Raw genomic sequence first — 17,616 nt, forward strand, 5'->3', positions numbered from 1 at the left:
AGTTGGTAATTGATTTGTCCGCAAGCTTCAAAATTAACATTTAAAATGAAAAAACTGATACTCTTATTTTTTGGTCTGGTACTTACAATTGGGGCAAAAGCTCAGTTTCCAATGGGCGGGGGAACTGCAAAAAAAATGGTTACGGGAAGGATCACCGCCTTAATCCTGGACTCTCTAACTAAAAAACCAATCGACTATGCGACTATTTCTTTAATTAAAAACAAAGACAATAAGTCTGTTAACGGAGCAGTAACCGATGAGCGCGGGAAACTGAGCTTGTCTAATATCAGTCCGGAGGAATATAAACTGTCTATCGGGTTTATGGGCTATAAAACAAAAATTATAGCCGTTAAAACCACCCCGGAAAAACCGGATTTAAATGTGGGAACGATTTATCTGAGTCCAACAGCAAGCAATCTGAAAGAAGTAGCCATCACCGGTCAGCAGTCATTAATTGAAAACAAAGTAGATAAAATTGTTTACAATGCAGAGCAAGATATCACCAATGCTGGTGGAGATGCAACTGATGTGATGCGTAAAGTTCCGATGTTATCAGTAGACGTTAACGGAAATCTTCAAATGAGAGGAAGTGCGGTACGCGTGCTGATCAATGGAAAACCATCAGGAACGATGGCTAACAGCGTAGCTGATGCCTTAAAAATGATTCCTGCGGAGCAGATTAAAAGTGTAGAAGTGATCACCAGTCCATCGGCAAAATATGATGCAGAAGGCTCTGGTGGAATTGTCAATATCATCACGAAAAAGAAATCTGCAGAAGGAACCAGTGGAAGTGTGAATGCTTCTGTAGGGACCCGTTCCAACAATGGGGCCTTCAATCTGAACGCAAAAACCGGACGTTTATCGCTAAATACAAGTCTTGGTGTAAACCATGCTTACCCTCAAAACTCACAGGTACGGTCCTTAAATAGTTCCACAAGACCTGACGGGAGCTTGAGTACAGTGTCTCAGGATGGCTTTTCAAAATGGTCACGTGTAGGCTACAATGGAAGTGCAGGCCTGGATTACGACTTCAATAACTACCATAACATTAGCAGTACTGTTAAAATAAACAGATTTTCTAATGGTGGCCCAGGAAGTTCCGCAATTTTAACCAATGGTTATCCATCTACAAATATTAGAGATATGGATATGGGATTCAATAATTTGGATTGGAATATCGATTACAGGAAAACCAGTAAAAAAGAAGGAGAAGAATTCAGTGTTTCTGCTCAGTTAACCACCGGAAGAAATACCAGCGACTATAGCAATAGAACTGTTTTCGATCAATTATTTTACCCAGCGAATGGTGATCCAGCTTACATCCCTGCTGATATTGTGGATGCAGGATCAAATACGGGAAAAAATAATGAGTATACTTTGCAATCGGATTACGTGTATCCATTCAGCAAAACAACGATTCTTGAAACTGGTGTGAAAGGGATCTTTAGAAATATCCTGAGTACCTATGGGGAGTCGCTTCAGGATTTCGATTACGATCAGAATGTAGCTTCGGCTTATGCCGTACTGGGTTTCAAGCTGACTAAGAAAATCACTGCTAAAGCAGGGGTAAGAGGGGAATATACCAATATTAATGCAATTTCTGGTCATAAAGACAAGTTCGGTAATGACTATACCAACCTTTTTCCAAGTTTGATTTTATCACAAGCTTTAAAAGGTGGAAGTACCATCAAATTGAGTTATAACAAAAGAATTCAACGTCCGAGTTTATTTTATTTGAATCCATTTGAAAATAAAAGTGACCCATACAATACCTTACGTGGTAATCCAGAATTAGATCCTGAATTGACACATAACATGGAATTGGGCTATTCTACCTTTATCAAAGGATCGGTGATTAACGCTTCTGTTTTTTACCGTACTACTGAGAATGTGATTGAAAGTGCCATTTTGCCAATCGATGGGACGGCAGCAACAGGCCAAAGGTTTTTGACTACCTACCTAAATATTGGCAGAAGCCAGTCTTATGGAATGAACGTGTTTGCAAGTTATAACCCTAAGCCAAAATGGACTCTAATGACCAACCTTGGCTTGAATACTTATGAAGTAAATAATTCTTCCAGCAATATAAATACGGGTAATTTTGTAAATTATACGGTCTTTGGACGTTCTGCTTATGCTTTGCCGGGTGGTTGGAATACAGAAATCTGGGGTGTCATCAATTCTCCAAAAAGAACTTTCCAGGGTAAAACAGATGCGATGTATTTCTATGGTGGCGCAGTGAAAAAAGAGATCATGAAGAAACAAGCCAGCATCGGACTGAATGTCTTGAACCCCTTCAGCCGTGATTTAGTGATCAATACGGTGAATAAGGGAGCGAACTACGAACAATCTACCAATATCCATTATCCATTGCGTTCTTTCGGTGTCAATTTCAGCTATAAGTTTGGTAAGTTGAAATTTACACAGCCTAAAAAAGGAGTGAAAAATGATGATGTGAAAAAAGAAGAGCAAGGAGGAATGGGCGGGGTTCAAAACTAAGCCTGTTCGATTCCTGAATTCTTTTAGAAGATTTTGCTGTTAAGACAGCATACCTTAGGGTTAAAAAACAATAAAAAAGACCTTTCCCTGAAAAGCGGAAAGGTCTTTTTTATTGTTTTTTAACCCGTTTTAAAATCATCAGATTTAATGGATTCGAAGGGTACCCGCTAATGTTATTTTGCAGCATCACCAGAGATTGATCATAAAGGATCGGAACAATGTTCGCGTAGGTCATCACCATACTGTCCATCTTTTGATAAAGTTTAAACCTTTTCTGCGGATCGATTTCATAATAACTGCTTTCAAATAATTTGTCGTAGTCTTTATTGAAATATCCGGTATAGTTAGGGCCATCAGGTACTTTGTTTTTGGAATAAAATACCGCAAGATAATTTTCGGCATCGCCGTAATCTGCAATCCAGGAACCCCGGAAAAAGTTGACCGCATTTTTGGACATCATATCCCTTAAACTGGCATTTGGATTCGCATCCACTTTTACTTTTATACCAATTGCAGCCAACTCTCCTTGTATAAATTCCATCAGGTCTTTATAAGTGGTAGAAGTGCTCAGGGTAATTGGCGGCATTCCTTTTCCATTTGGAAAACCGGCTTCCGCCAATAACCGGGCTGCTTTTTCAGGTTCATAATGGTATCCTTTTACCACGGTACTGTCGAAACCAGGCATACCCTGTGGCATAAAGCCTGCGGTAGCCGGAATACCTATGCTATTTCTGAGGTATTTGATCAGCTTCGGCTTGTCGATCGCATAATTTATCGCTTGCCGTACTTTTAGATATTTTACCGGAGAGTTTTTTGAAATGCTTTTAGAAGTGTCTACCAAGAATCCCAGGTATTCGGTACAGAGGTAAGGGCTTTTGATCATTTGAAACTTTCCTTTGTATTTGCGGGTCATATTTCCGCTCTTGCTGAGGATGTCATCGCGATAGCTGCCGTCCACTTTATCAAAAAAATCAAGGTCTTTTTTGATGAAATTCATGAAGGCGCTTTGCTTATCGCTGATAAAAGTAACTTTTACAGCATCTAGGTAGGGCAGTTGATGTCCATTGTCTTTTTCCCAGTATTTTTCATTTTTCAGGAGTACCAGGATTTCATCTTCCTTCCAGTATTTAAATTTAAAGGGTCCGGTGCCAATCGGGTGGTTACGGAAGTCTTTTCCATAATGTTCTACCACTTCTTTAGGTACTACTGAGGCATATTGGGCGGTCAGCAAGCTCAGGAAAGGAGGGAAGGGCTTGGTCAGTTTAATTTGAAAAGTAGAGTCGTTGAGCGCGATGAAGCTATGCTGGTCTTTTACTTTGTCACTAAAGATCCAGCTTCCGGAAGAAGCCACTTTAGGATCTATTAATCTGTAAAAGCTATAGGCAAAATCATCAGCTACTACTTTTCTGCCTTTTCCCCCAGCAAACGTTGGGTCATCATGGAAATAGACATCATCTCTCAAATGAAAAGTATAGCTCAAACCATCTTCCGCGATTTCCCAGCTTTTCGCAATGCAGGGCATGGTGTTTAACACACTGTCGATTTGTACCAGGCCATTGAAAACCTGGTTCACCATCCATAGTGCATTCTGGTTGCGGGCAAAGGCAGGATCAAGGGAAGTCAGGTTTTGGTCCAGGTTGATGTTGAACACTTTTTTTTCCTGTTCTTCGGCCTTTCTACCGCATGCTGTGAAGACAAACAGTAATAATCCGTAAAAAATATGGCTGATAATACGACGCATCGGTGTAGGAATACTAATTTTGCACAAAGTAATAAATAAAACAATATGTCTTTTTTAAATGCGGTTATAAATAAGGTGGAAGATGAAGTGCTCAATGAAATGCTTCAGGAGCGTGTGGATCTTGTCCAGCATAAAATAAAATTTATGGAGAAGGTATCTGTTGCCTGTCTGGATACCGAAAATCATTTAAACTGCGATCTGGAAGGCGTAATTAATGATGCTGGCGGTATTTTGCAGGCAGACATGAATCAGGCAAGGGTGATCATCTATGTGGAGCAAGGCGCAAGCATGCTGGGAATGATGGGTGTGGTTCCTTCTTTACTGCAAAAAGAATGGCCTGCTGTAGAATACAACAGGGTTTACTTATTGGACGATCAGGCTGCGGCAGCTGCTACTCCGCAAGAATGGGTAGCCTTATTGGAAGACATCGTAGAAATGTTATACCCTGGCTATTTTGTTTTCGGCAATGAAGGCAAAAGCTGGAGCAGTTTCGGTGTATAAACCGGATTAATATGCTATACCCGATTAAAACGCGATAAACTTGTCCATTTGCTGATTGGTGAATTTTAAGGTATCTTCCTTAAAAATCTCATCCAGCTCATTCAGCTCGGTTTTGATAATGGAAATGTGGATCCTTAATGGCAGTACATTTAAGTGAAGGTAGCTGCAAACCCCGCCGAAATGATCGATGCCACGGATATTCCCATATTTTCCAGAAGAGAGCCCTACTAAAGCGGCTTTTTTATCGTAGAAACTGTCTGGAAACTGACAGGCATCAATGAAAGTTTTTAGCACACCAGGGAAACTCCCATTGTATTCCGGGATGACGAACAAAAATTTACTGGTTCTGGTCATCATTTTCTGGATGGGTTCGAACTCCGGACTGCGCTTTCCATATAAGTCGGAAGCGATCAGGTTGTCTGGTAATTGTTCCAGACTGAAAAGCTGGGTTTCTAATCCTTTTTCTGCCAGGACTTTTTGATAATATTTTGATACTTTCAGCGTATTACTTCCAGGTCTATTGGTTCCCGAGATGATGGTGATCATGTAAAAAATTGTTAATAAGATGTGTAAAACACTATATTGGCGCTATGCAGTAAGTGTCAAATTGTTTGTATCTTAGCTAATCGTTAAAATGTGCCTAAATCAATACAAAAATAGCATTTTTTATAGATTTAAATCGGGTAACAATAAGCCTTCAGTAAATAATTGGTAATTATTAGAAAGATAAATGAGTAAAATTATTGCATTGGCAAATCAAAAAGGTGGTGTAGGTAAAACGACTTCATCTATAAACTTAGCCGCAAGTTTAGCCGTACTGGAATACAGAACTTTACTGGTTGACGCAGATCCGCAGGCTAACTCCACCTCAGGTATCGGCTTTGATCCGAGAAGTATTAAAAATAGCATCTACGAGTGTATCATCAATGATATCGAACCGATGGATGCCATTCAAAAAACAGAAACCCCTAATTTAGACTTGCTGCCGGCGCATATCGACCTGGTAGGAGCGGAAATTGAGATGATCAATCTCAATAACAGGGAATATAAAATGAAAGCGGTGCTGGAGAAGGTAAAGGATCAATACGATTTTATTATCGTGGATTGTTCTCCATCATTAGGTTTAATTACCATCAATGCGCTGACTGCTGCGGATTCGGTAATTATTCCGGTTCAATGCGAATATTTTGCATTAGAAGGATTAGGTAAATTACTGAACACCATTAAGATTGTTCAAAACCGCCTGAATCCGGAATTGGAAATTGAGGGGATTTTACTGACGATGTATGACGTGCGTTTACGCCTTTCAAACCAGGTGGTAGAAGAAGTGAGAACGCATTTCCAGGATTTAGTTTTTGAAACCATTATTCAAAGAAATACACGCCTGAGTGAGGCGCCAAGTTACGGTATATCTGTGATCATGCACGATGCCAACTGTAAAGGGGCGATCAACTATTTGAACCTGGCACGCGAAATCGTTCGTAAAAACGGATTGGTAACGGAAGTGCAGGATGTAAATAAAGCAATTATATAAAACTATTTTAATGACATCTTTTCAGCGAAAAACAGGTTTAGGTAAAGGATTAAGTGCGCTTTTAGATGACAGCGATTCGGTGAATCCACCGAAAAACGGAGTCAATCCTGTAAGCGAAAACAGGCAGGAAAATAGCAATAACAGCGCTATTGGACACATCAAAATCTCTGATATTGATACCAATCCCTACCAGCCGCGTACGGAGTTTGATCAGGTTGCTTTAATTGAACTTTCTGAGTCGATTAAGGTACAGGGTCTGATTCAGCCGATCACCGTAAGAAAGCAAGCAGGAAATCGTTTCCAGCTGATTTCAGGTGAACGCAGGTTAAGGGCTTCTAAGCTGGCTGGCCTGACGGAAATCCCTGCCTATGTGCGCAATGCCAATGATCAGCAAATGCTGGAAATGGCCTTAATTGAGAACATTCAACGTGAAAACCTGAATGCAATTGAAGTGGCACTGTCTTTCCAAAGAATGCTGGAAGAATGTAATTTAAAACAAGACCAGCTGGGCGAACGTGTGGGTAAAAACCGGACTACGGTGACCAATTACTTAAGACTGCTGAAATTGCCTCCATCGATTCAAATCTCGATCAGAGACCAGAAAATATCCATGGGTCATGCCCGTGCATTGATCAATGTCGAAGATGTAGAAAAGCAACTATACATCCACCACGAAATCCTGGATAAAGGCCTTTCTGTAAGGAAAGTGGAAGAGTTGGTGAGAGGGATCAATAGTTTGGACCTGAATGCCAAGCGTCCTAAACAATCCAATGGCGTGTCTTTTGAATACCAAAAATTGCAGAAAGACCTCGCTACAAAATTCTCTACGAAAGTGAAATTGAAAGTGGGAGAGAACGGTAAAGGTGCAATTGAAATTCCTTTTATGTCGGAAGACGACCTGAGCAGAATTTTAGAATTATTGGATTGGTAATGTCAAAGGCTTTTCTTTTGTCAGGATGCTTGTTTTTTGCTGCGATTGGAGTTAAGGCACAGGACGTGACACCGCTAAAAAAAGATAGTACCGCTGCAGTGGCAGCTCCGGTTAAAAGTAAAACAGATACTTTAAAGCCTAAATATATAAATCCTGGCAAAATTGCCGGTCGGCAGGCGATGCTGCGTTCTGCAATGTTACCAGGTTTGGGGCAGATTAGAAGTGGTTTTAATTTATATCGTGGGTTAAAAGTGGCGGGTATTTATACTGGCGCAACCCTATTGACTCTTTCTTATATTGATAATAACAACAGTTACCATATCTTTCTTACGGAATTACAGACCAGGGCAAAAATAACAGCCTATAATCAGGCAGTCGCAGCGAATGGTGGAACTCCACCTCCGGGGCTTGTGGAGCCGCTTGAAAAGCCAGATCAAAATTACGCTGCCGTAAGTGATGCCAATCTGGTGACTGCAAAGGACACGTATAGAAGAAATAAAGATGTGATCCTGTTCTCCTTTGTGGGCTTGTATCTATTGAATATCGTAGACGCCTATGTGGATGCCCGACTAAAATATTTTGATGTAGGGGATGTATCTGTGAAGCTGGCTCCCACCATGATGAATAACAGTACCATGTACGGCAGCAACAGCATCAATGGATTAAACCTGCCTGTACCAGGAATTAAATTAGCCGTCCGTTTTTAATTGACCCGGACGATAACAGCATAAAATTATTAATTGAACCAAAAAAATGAAAATAGCACTATTGGGTTATGGTAAAATGGGTCAGATCATTGAGCGTTTTGCCCTGGAAAGAGGCCACGAGGTGGTTTTGAAAATCAGCTCATCCAATCTGGATGACCTCAACACAGCTAACTTGTCGAAGGCAGATGTAGCCATAGATTTTAGTATTCCAGATGCCACAATAGGAAATATTTACCGTTGTTTTGAAGCCAATGTACCTATTGTTGTAGGTTCTACAGGATGGTACGGCCAATTGCAGGAAGTAAAAGATGAATGTTTAGCCAGTAACAATACGCTGCTGTATGGGTCAAACTTCAGTATTGGGGTAAATATATTTTTCCATATCAATCAGGTTTTAGCGAAAGTAATGAATAACTTCCCCGCCTATGACGTACAGGTAGAAGAGATTCACCACACTCAGAAGCTGGATTCACCAAGCGGAACCGCCATGACAATTGCTGAAGGGATCATTGATGCCTTAGACAGTAAGAAAGAATGGGTAAATGAATTGGTAGGTACTCCTTTTGAGGAGGTGATTAAAAAGGACCAGGTGCTGATTGAATCACACCGTATTGAACATGTTCCAGGAACACATACTGTAGTGTATAGTTCTGAAGTGGACGAGATTGAGATTAAACATACCGCACATAACCGTGCTGGTTTTGCTTTGGGTGCTATAGTTGCAGCGGAGTGGTTGCAAAATAAACAAGGCTTTTATAACATAGCCGATATATTTAATTTTAAATAGAAAAGTATGAATTGGAAATTCTGGCAAAAGAATAAAGATGCCAAGCCAGGTAAGAAAAAAACTAAAAGCCGCGAATGGTTCGATGCCATTTTATTTGCGGTAATAGCAGCCACCATCATCAGGGTGTTTTTCATTGAAGCCTATACGATTCCTACTGCCTCGATGGAAAGATCCCTTTTAGTAGGCGATTTCTTATTCGTGAGTAAAGTGAATTATGGTGCAAGGATTCCTATGACCCCTGTTGCCTTTCCTTTTGCGCACCATACGATGCCAATTACCGGCACAAAAGCGTATTGGGATGGCGTACAATGGAAATTCCGTAGGTTACCAGGCCTTTCGGATATTAAAAGAAATGATGTCGTGGTATTCAATTATCCGCAGGGAGATACGGTTGCTGTAGAATATCAGGATCAGGATTACTACCAGATGGTGCGTTCTTTAGGATGGAAACAGGTGAATAGCCAATTTACCATTGTGAGCAGACCTGTAGATAAAAGAGAGAATTATATCAAAAGATGTATCGGAATTGCCGGTGATACCATCAGTATGAAAAGCGGTTTGGTTTACCTGAATGGCAAGGCTGATCCACTAAAAAACACCGGACAGATTTCTTATGAAGTAGTTTTTAAAACTTCAGATGTGAACTTTAAAGTATTTGAAGATATTGGATTTAATGTTTCTGACGAAATTTCTGCGATTGGTCAAAATAATTACCAGTTTACAGGTACGGCTGAAATGTTGGATAAGGTGCGTAAACTGGATTTTGTACAGTCGGTGAAAGAGATTACGGAGCCTGCAGGTAAAAGAGATCCGGATATTTTTCCTTTTGATCAGAACAGAGATTGGAATGTAGATAATTTCGGTCCAATCATCATCCCTAAAAGGGGCTGGACGGTTAAATTGGACAGTGTAACGATGCCGCTTTATGAAAGAAGCATTCGTATTTATGAAGGAAATAAGGTAGAGAAATCCGGTAAAGGATGGCTGATCAATGGCCTTGCTGCGGATAGCTATACTTTCAAAATGGATTACTACTGGATGATGGGCGATAACCGCCACAGATCTGCGGATTCCCGCTATTGGGGTTTTGTACCGGAAGATCATATCGTAGGAAAAGCATTGTTCATCTGGATGAGCTATGATACCAACGGTTCTTTCTTCAGTAAAATCAGATGGAATAGGTTGTTTAGAGGAATCAACTAATTTTACTTAGCTATTTTTATGGACGGCTGATGCATTGCATCAGCCGTTTTTGTTTATAAGCGATTTCCCAACCAATAGTACCCTATCTATACGCTTCATCGCTAAATCTTTATGCGATTTCAATTCAAGTTGGCTTCACTTTAAAAATAATTTAAAAAGTATGCTTGCTTTGTGGTAAATAAATTTTAAGTTTGAGCTATTAAACCACAAACTTTTGACAGCTAGTACCAAAAAATATCGTCAGTTAAGGACAGATGTAATTAAACACTTGTATTACGGTAAGATGTTAACTCTTGCTGAATTGAGCAACCTTACACATAAAAGTCTGCCTTTGATTACCACCATGGTGAACAACCTGATGGCTGACGGATATGTGCTGGAATATGGTTTGGCACCGTCTACAGGGGGCAGAAGAGCATTGACTTTTCTTTTGAATAAAGAAAAACAAAGCTATATCATCGCTGTTGCGATGGATCAACTGGTGACTCAGGTAGTGATCTATGATTTGCTGAATGAGGTACGTATAGCCGCTGAACTTTTTCCATTTGCTTTGAATGGGGATCCGACAAATACGATAACCCTGATTGAATTCCTGAAAAATTACATCATCAGATCCGGCATTCCACTGGAGCAAATATTAGGTCTTGGCATTGGTATGCCAGGTTTTGTAAATGCGGCGGAAGGAGTGAACCATACTTTTTTTAAAATAGAAGGGCAGGGGAATCTAAAGGAACATTTGACAAAAGAATTGGGCCTGCCCGTATTTATCGACAATGATTCCAGTCTGATTGCATTGGCTGAATTGAAGTTTGGCATGGCTAAAGAGCGGAAGGATGTAATGGTAGTGAATGTAGGCTGGGGAATTGGCCTGGGGATGATCATCAATGGCAGCTTGTTTAGGGGACACAGCGGTTATGCAGGTGAGTTTAGTCACATTCCACTATCACAGAGCAATAAATTGTGCGCTTGTGGTAAACAGGGTTGCCTGGAGGTCGATACTTCTTTATTGGTATTGGTGGAAAGGGCCAAATTGCAAATTAAAAATGGGATGAAATCTAGTCTGGAACTAAGTTTTCTGGACGAAAGTAAACTCCATGGAGATCATTTTCTGGAAGCAGCTAAAGCGGGGGATCCTTTAGCAGTTTCTATTATGGCAGATGCTGCTTTTCTAATTGGAAAAGGGCTGGCCACTTTAATCCACATCATTAATCCCGAATTAATTGTGTTGGGAGGACGAGGCGCAATCGCCGGCAAAATGATGATGGCGCCAATTGAGCAGGCCATTCATGAATTTTGCATCCCCAGACTGGCAGAGCATACAGAGATCAAAGTATCCGCATTAAATACGGAATCTGCTCTGCTTGGCGCCGCAACGCTCGTTATTGAGAACTGTAATTTTAACTAAATATATGCGTAACCGCTTTTAGTGTAGGGATAGGCTAAAAGCATTTAACGTAACAGGATTAACAACTATTAACCAAATTTTAACAATTAAATCTTTATAAGATGAAACAGATGTACTTGAAGTGTATGGCCGTTTTGTTATTGAATGTAATAACAATAGCTGCTTATGCTCAGCAAAAGGTTACCGGGTCGGTAACAGAAAAATCAGGGCAGCCCATCCCTGGTGTGAGTGTTACAGAAAAGGGGACAAAAAATGGAACCTCCACAAATGGAGAAGGTAAATTTAATATTTCTGTAAAGTCTGGTGCCGTATTGGTGTTTTCTTCGATTGGTTTAACCACAAAAGAAGTAAGCGTTGGCACATCAGCAACTTTAAATGTAGTGCTTCAGGATGAAGAAAATAAATTGAATGAAGTGGTAGTAACTGCCCTTGGTATTAAAAGAGAGAAAAAATCTCTGGGTTATGCCATGCAGGAAATTAAAGGAGAATCTTTGGTGAATGCCAGGGAACCTAACCTTGTAAACGCACTCTCAGGTAAGGTAGCAGGTTTGCAGATTAGCCGTTCCAGTGCAGGACCAGGTAGTTCTTCTAAAATCACTTTAAGGGGTAATAACTCTTTAACAGGAGATAATCAGCCATTAATAGTAGTGGATGGAGTACCAATGGATAACTTTACTGGTGCTAAAAACAATGACTTTAATAATCCAAGTTTGGATATGGGTAATGGTTTAGCAGACATCAACCCAGAAGATATCGAAAGTATGTCGGTGCTGAAAGGCCCTTCTGCTTCGGCGCTTTATGGTTCAAGAGCTGGTAATGGAGTGATCTTGATTACAACAAAATCAGGAAAAGCTCAGAAAGGTCTTGGGATCACAGTGACTTCTTCTTTAGGTATCGAAAGTATTTTGACCGGACCGGATTTGCAAAATTCATTTGGTCAAGGTGAAAATGGTGCATTTGGAAAGACTTCTAACTTAAGTTGGGGACCAAAAATTGAAGGACAAACGGTAAATAAGTGGAATGACCAGGATGCACCGTTAAACAGTTACGATAACATTGGAAACTATTTCCAAAATGGGATTTCGCTGAACAATGGTATCTCCTTCCAACAACAATTTGATGGAACATCTATTTACACTTCCTTAAATCGTGCAGACGATAGAAGTGTAATTCCAGGTGTGAAATTGACCAGGACAAACTTATTGGCAAGAGCAGTGAGCAAGTTCGGAAAAGATAAAAAATGGACTACAGATACGAAGATTCAATACATGAATACTAACGCGGAAAACAGACCGATGTTAGGTTCCAGAAGTGAGAATAATTTCTCCACTCTTTATAATCTTCCAAGATCATTAGATATTCGTGATTTTAGTGCTGCAAAAACAGACGCTGGAAAAATGTTATGGTACGGTGGTGGTAGTCAGGTGAATCCTTACTGGGCTCGTAAATATAATCTTAACCAAGACACAAGAGACCGTTTCTTAATGAATGGGTCATTAAAATATGAATTCAATAGCTGGTTAAATGCAGAAGTTAAAGCTGGTGCTGATATCTATACTACTAATACAGAAGCAAAAGTATACGGAGGTAGCCCAATCGTTTCTACCGGAAGATACAGTACTGGAAAACGTACGTTCACAGAAACGAATTTCAGTGGTTTATTGACTGCAAGAAAAGATAATTTATTTAGCAAAGTTGGTGGTGCCTTCACTTTAGGAGGAAACTTAATGACCAATAAACAGTCTGAACTTACAGCCAATTCTGGTGAATTTATCATTCCTGATTTCTTCTCTGTAAACAATGGTGTAAATAATCCAGTGGTTACTGAAGATTATAGAAAGAAACAGATCAACTCTGTATATGGATCTGGACAGTTAAACTGGGATCAGTATTTATTCCTTGATTTGACTTTTAGAAATGACTGGAGCTCTACTTTGAGTAAAGCCAACCGCTCTTATTTTTATCCTTCTGTAAGTACTTCATTTGTGTTTTCTGATATGATCACTAAAATTGGAGGTACTTTGCCATCCTGGATGAGCTACGGAAAGTTTAGGGCTTCTTATGCAGAAGTGGGTAATGACCTTCCTGCTTATCAGTTGTATAACACTTATATTGTTGGTAAAGACCCTAATGGTAATGCCATCGCGGGAAGAGATAAAGTATTATATGATTCTTCGGTAAGAAGTGAGTTGATTAAAGCGATTGAAGTTGGTGCTGAAATGAGATTCTTTGATAGCAAATTTGGTTTTGACATTGCTTATTACAAGTCAAATGCAACAAGACAGCTGTTAAACATTCCTATGGATCCTTTAAGTGGTTATGAAAGTAAAAAGATCAATGCTGGTGATATCGAAAACCAAGGTTTTGAAGCCATGCTTGATGCCAAAGTTCTGACAGGTGAAAATTCATTGAACTGGAATATGACATTAAATTTTTCCACTAATAAAAATACCATAAATGCGCTAAATGATGAAATTGGCAAGTACCCACTGGGTGGTTTCGATGACCTTCGTGTATTGGGTGTGGCAAGAGCAAAATATGGCGAGATTTATGGTAGTAAATACCTGAGAGTAGATGATAAATCGAGTCCTTTCCATGGTCAATTGATTTTGGATGCTGATGGATTGCCGCAAAGAGGTGAGCAAGAAGCAAGGTTGGGTAACCAACAGGCGACCGCTTTACTGGGCTTTACAAACAGTTTTTCTTATAAAGGATTTGGATTGTCGTTTCTGGTAGATGCGCGTTTCGGTGGCCAAATTTTCTCTGGTACAAATGCAGCAATGCAAAGAAATGGAACGTCAGCAGTGACTGCTCCAAATGGCTTAAGAGACAATATGGTGGTAGATGGCGTGATCTTGAGTGGTGGTCAGTATGTTCAAAATACCACTGCAGTTTCACCACAAAAATACTGGCAGAAAGTTCATAGCTACGGTAACTTAGGTATTTCGGAGGCAAACATTTATGATGCTACAAATATTCGTTTAAGAAATGTTCAGGTAAGCTATGATTTACCACGTAAATTCCTGGCTAAAACTCCATTGCAAAAAGCTAAAATTGGATTGTCATGCAATAATGTATGGTTGATTTCTGGTGACATGAATGGTATTGATCCAGAGTCTGTTTATTCTACAGGCAGCAATGCAACAGGATTTGAGAACTTTAGTGCACCAACTACCCGCACTTTCTTATTTAACCTGACGCTTGGCTTCTAAATTTATTAACCTTAGGACATTCCTTAATTAAAAAAGATTTTGATGAAAACAATTATAAAAACCTCATGTATGCTGCTTGCAACGAGCTTGCTGCTGGTATCATGTAAGAAATTCGAAGACACAAATGTAAATCCTGTAGCCGCCAGTGGTGATCAGGTTCAACCGGAATATTTTCTAAATAATTCCATCATCGGTGCACAGCAAAATCCGGATATTGCAGAAAGAGCATTCGTTCTTTACTGGAAAACGGCAGGTCACCAGCATAGTAATGGTGGTTTGTCATCAGGTAGTTATGACGACTCTTATACCATCGCTTATTATAATCAGGTAGCTACCTGGTTAAACAATGCAAATACTGCAATTAAAATTGCTGCAGATAAAAAAGCTTCAGGTACTGATGCCCCATATACAAAAAACGTAGCTCAGGTAGCAAGAATCTGGAGAGCATACTTGATGAGTGAGATGTCTGATAATTTTGGTCCTATTCCTGTAAAAGGATTTGAGGGTACTAATCCTGAATTTAATGACGTAAAAACAGTTTACTATTATGCATTGGCAGAATTAAAAGATGCCGCTGCTCAGATTGATGTGAATGTAGCAAATACAGATGCGTTGAAAAAGCTTGATCCTTCTTATAATTATGATTATACAAAATGGGTAAAGTATGCAAACTCAATGCGCATGCGTCTGGCTATGAGGTTATCTGAAGTTGATCCTGCAAAAGCTAAAGCTGAATTCGAAGATGCTGCAGCCGGAAGTAAATATATCACAGTTATGAATGAAGCCTTTCAGGTAGCAGAAAGACCAGGATGGGACCCACTTACAGGGGTAATGAGTAGAGAATGGAACGCGCAATTTATATCGGCCTCCTTAAATAATCTTTATCTGGGACTTGGTGGTGTGAAATCTGCTGATCAATTGGACGCTTCTTTTGCTGCTTCGATTAAACCTGCTAATTGGTTAGGTTTAAAATTCGACCAGCACTTTACTTCAAAAACAAATAATCCATCAGCTGGATATTGGTTTGACGGTCTTCCAAATACGATAGATCCTCGTGCTTATAAAACCTTTATTATTCCTGGTGATTTTATTAATCCAGATTTCAATGCTTATCCATCATGGACTTCAGATGCTAAAAATACGGTAAGAGATCTGTTGGGCAGTGACGATAAGACATTGCTGTCGATTAATGCTAAATATACCTGGAATGCCTCTAATACTGGTGATTGGGGTGTTAAAGGAACCAGAAATCAGGTGAGAGCCTTCGTAGGTACTATGCCTCGTTTATCGAATAAATTTAGAACCAGTAATTCAACACGTATTTTCTTTGCACCTTGGGAAACCTATTTCCTATTGGCGGAAGCTGCTGAACGTGGCTGGGCAACACCAATTTCAGGTAAAGCAGCTTATGAAGCAGGTATTAGATCCAGCTTCGAGTATTGGAATGTTTCCAATTCGGTAGGCAGCTATTTAGCTTCTGAAGATTACAATAGAGTAGGTACTTCAGTAAGCTGGGATCATATTGCTGAGCCTGGCAATAGCCATACCATGGATTATAAAGATGGATACACAGGTGTAGCAGGTGTTGCAACAGTATTGTACCCTAAAAATGATTTGTATAAAAATGGTGCAGTTAAAAATGACCGTTTAACAAAAATCATTACTCAGAAATTTATTGCACAAACTCCTTGGCTTCCATTAGAAGCATGGAGTGATCAAAGACGTTTAGGTTTACCGTTCTTTGAGAATCCTGCAATAGAGAACTTATTGCCTAATTTACCGGCTTTAAATAACAGTAACTATATGACGGGAAATGTGAAGTTTTTCCCTCAGCGTTTAAGGTACCCTTCAGGTTTAAAGGATACGAATGCTCCGGGTTATGAACAAGCATTAAGCGCTTTAAATGGTGCTGATGAAGTATTGACTCCATTATGGTGGGCTAAGAAATAAGTTTTCTTATTCACGAAAAACCCTGCAGATCTTAGATATGCAGGGTTTTTCTGTGTTAATAGGTAATCTTTATAATGATTTTATCCAGGTCACCAGCTCATCGCGGGTTTTGCCTGTTTTCTGCTGTAATTTGCCATACATTTCATCTTCTTTACCTTCTTCGTACTTCAAGTCATCGTCGGTTAGATCGGCATAAGCTTGTTTTACTTTTCCCTTAACTTCGTTCCATTTTCCTTTTAATTCCAACTTATCCATAGTTCTTTTTTTAAATGATTAACAATAAATAGATACCTAAAGAACAGCTGTTAAAAATATTTGTTTGATTTTATGTAACCTTTTGGGCTTTTCGTTCATCTCCTATACAGAGATTACCGGACCACTAAACACCAGAATCAAATGAAAAAAATCATTTATCTACTCTTATTTACAACTTGTATTACCCAAACTTCCTGTACGATGATGATCAAAGGACTCGTCAAAAAGGTAGTCAAGCATTACGATGATCACATCGATATGAATGTATCTTCCTTCCAGCTGATGGATAACAAAGGAAAACTACAGTCTTTCGCAAATCTATATACCGGGAAGACCGTTTACTTATACACCTGGGCAGATACGAGCAGTCGGCCGCCGCATGATAAAAATTATAATGACCTGAAAGCACGTTTCGCTCCTTATCCGGATGTGGTGTTTGTAGATTTATTTATTGGATCAAATGAAAAATCATGGTTGGATTTTGAAAAGAAGAAGCCGGGGACAGATCAATATTTTCTAGTTAAAAACGGAGCTGCTGAAGCATTTTTGTCGGACTTGGAAGGATCCACTGTTGTTCCATTTATTGTTGGAAAAGACGGGAAAATGCTGGCCTTTAAGGCCCCTAAGCCACAAGATAAGATCTTAGTTGATTATGTACTTTTCGAGGCCAGACAAGGCATAGATGGCACCACTTCAGCGAAGAAACTGATCAAAGGGGTGAACAGTCAACAAAAGTTCAAAACTGAAGCGCTGAATAACTGGTATAAACAGCATTTTAACGTGACTGAAATAGATAAATTATCTTTTGGAGCTTCCTCCACTCAGTAGCATATTTAACTTAAAAAGGCCGGCTTAGAAAAATCTAAGCTGGCCTTTTAATAGGTTTTTTTT

The 17,616-nt window shown here is 39.6% G+C and carries 14 protein-coding genes; 11 read left to right on the forward strand and 3 right to left on the reverse strand.

The features are described from left to right. Window positions 1-45 precede the first annotated feature (45 nt). Window positions 46-2,499 (forward strand): TonB-dependent receptor domain-containing protein, encoded by a 2,454-nt coding sequence (locus tag AQ505_RS03780; RefSeq protein ID WP_062546943.1) that lies wholly within the window; start codon window positions 46-48, stop codon window positions 2,497-2,499. 109 nt (window positions 2,500-2,608) lie between these two features. On the opposite strand, the gene AQ505_RS03785 is transcribed toward AQ505_RS03780, so the two are convergent. Beyond that, window positions 2,609-4,240: an ABC transporter substrate-binding protein gene (locus AQ505_RS03785; protein ID WP_062546944.1), complete on the reverse strand. Its 1,632-nt coding sequence runs from the start codon at window positions 4,238-4,240 to the stop codon at window positions 2,609-2,611. 45 nt (window positions 4,241-4,285) lie between these two features. Between AQ505_RS03785 and AQ505_RS03790 the strand changes: the two genes are divergently transcribed. Continuing rightward, window positions 4,286-4,741, forward strand: coding sequence for a hypothetical protein (locus AQ505_RS03790; protein ID WP_062546945.1), 456 nt, complete (start codon window positions 4,286-4,288; stop codon window positions 4,739-4,741). A 24-nt stretch (window positions 4,742-4,765) separates the two neighbouring features. On the opposite strand, the gene AQ505_RS03795 is transcribed toward AQ505_RS03790, so the two are convergent. Continuing rightward, window positions 4,766-5,287: an NADPH-dependent FMN reductase gene (locus tag AQ505_RS03795; protein ID WP_062546946.1), complete on the reverse strand. Its 522-nt coding sequence runs from the start codon at window positions 5,285-5,287 to the stop codon at window positions 4,766-4,768. Between the two features lie 184 nt (window positions 5,288-5,471). Here AQ505_RS03795 and AQ505_RS03800 point away from each other — a divergent pair, with 184 nt between their 5' ends. The 8 genes from AQ505_RS03800 (at window position 5,472) to AQ505_RS03835 (ending at window position 16,470) form a co-directional block, all read left to right on the forward strand. After that, a complete protein-coding gene (locus AQ505_RS03800; protein ID WP_062546947.1) occupies window positions 5,472-6,275 on the forward strand; it encodes a ParA family protein in 804 nt (267 codons plus the stop codon). A gap of 10 nt (window positions 6,276-6,285) precedes the next feature. Continuing rightward, on the forward strand, window positions 6,286-7,206 hold the full coding sequence (locus AQ505_RS03805; protein ID WP_062546948.1) for a ParB/RepB/Spo0J family partition protein: 921 nt from the start codon (window positions 6,286-6,288) through the stop codon (window positions 7,204-7,206). Next, entirely contained in the window at window positions 7,206-7,913 is a 708-nt protein-coding gene (locus tag AQ505_RS03810) for a DUF5683 domain-containing protein (protein ID WP_062546949.1), read from the forward strand. The genes AQ505_RS03805 and AQ505_RS03810 overlap by 1 nt, the downstream gene beginning before the upstream one ends. Window positions 7,914-7,959: 46 nt before the next feature. Further along, the gene (gene dapB / locus AQ505_RS03815; RefSeq protein WP_062546950.1) at window positions 7,960-8,700 is read left to right on the forward strand and encodes a 4-hydroxy-tetrahydrodipicolinate reductase; all 741 of its coding nucleotides are present in this window, start codon (window positions 7,960-7,962) and stop codon (window positions 8,698-8,700) included. A 6-nt stretch (window positions 8,701-8,706) separates the two neighbouring features. Next, entirely contained in the window at window positions 8,707-9,903 is a 1,197-nt protein-coding gene (lepB, locus tag AQ505_RS03820; protein WP_062546951.1) for a signal peptidase I, read from the forward strand. A 214-nt stretch (window positions 9,904-10,117) separates the two neighbouring features. Further along, window positions 10,118-11,308, forward strand: coding sequence for an ROK family protein (locus AQ505_RS03825; protein ID WP_062546952.1), 1,191 nt, complete (start codon window positions 10,118-10,120; stop codon window positions 11,306-11,308). Between the two features lie 101 nt (window positions 11,309-11,409). Beyond that, window positions 11,410-14,520, forward strand: coding sequence for a SusC/RagA family TonB-linked outer membrane protein (locus AQ505_RS03830; RefSeq protein ID WP_062546953.1), 3,111 nt, complete (start codon window positions 11,410-11,412; stop codon window positions 14,518-14,520). A gap of 42 nt (window positions 14,521-14,562) precedes the next feature. Continuing rightward, window positions 14,563-16,470 (forward strand): SusD/RagB family nutrient-binding outer membrane lipoprotein, encoded by a 1,908-nt coding sequence (locus AQ505_RS03835; RefSeq protein ID WP_062546954.1) that lies wholly within the window; start codon window positions 14,563-14,565, stop codon window positions 16,468-16,470. Between the two features lie 69 nt (window positions 16,471-16,539). Here AQ505_RS03835 and AQ505_RS03840 read toward each other — a convergent pair whose 3' ends face one another. Continuing rightward, complete coding sequence (locus tag AQ505_RS03840; RefSeq protein ID WP_062546955.1) at window positions 16,540-16,725, reverse strand: CsbD family protein; 186 nt, start codon at window positions 16,723-16,725, stop codon at window positions 16,540-16,542. A 141-nt stretch (window positions 16,726-16,866) separates the two neighbouring features. On the opposite strand from AQ505_RS03840, the gene AQ505_RS03845 reads away from it, so the two are divergent. Further along, window positions 16,867-17,553: a TlpA family protein disulfide reductase gene (locus AQ505_RS03845; protein ID WP_157262183.1), complete on the forward strand. Its 687-nt coding sequence runs from the start codon at window positions 16,867-16,869 to the stop codon at window positions 17,551-17,553. The last annotated feature ends 63 nt before the right edge of the window (window positions 17,554-17,616 follow it).

The sequence above is a fragment of the Pedobacter sp. PACM 27299 genome (genome assembly GCF_001412655.1).
Classification (GTDB): domain Bacteria; phylum Bacteroidota; class Bacteroidia; order Sphingobacteriales; family Sphingobacteriaceae; genus Pedobacter.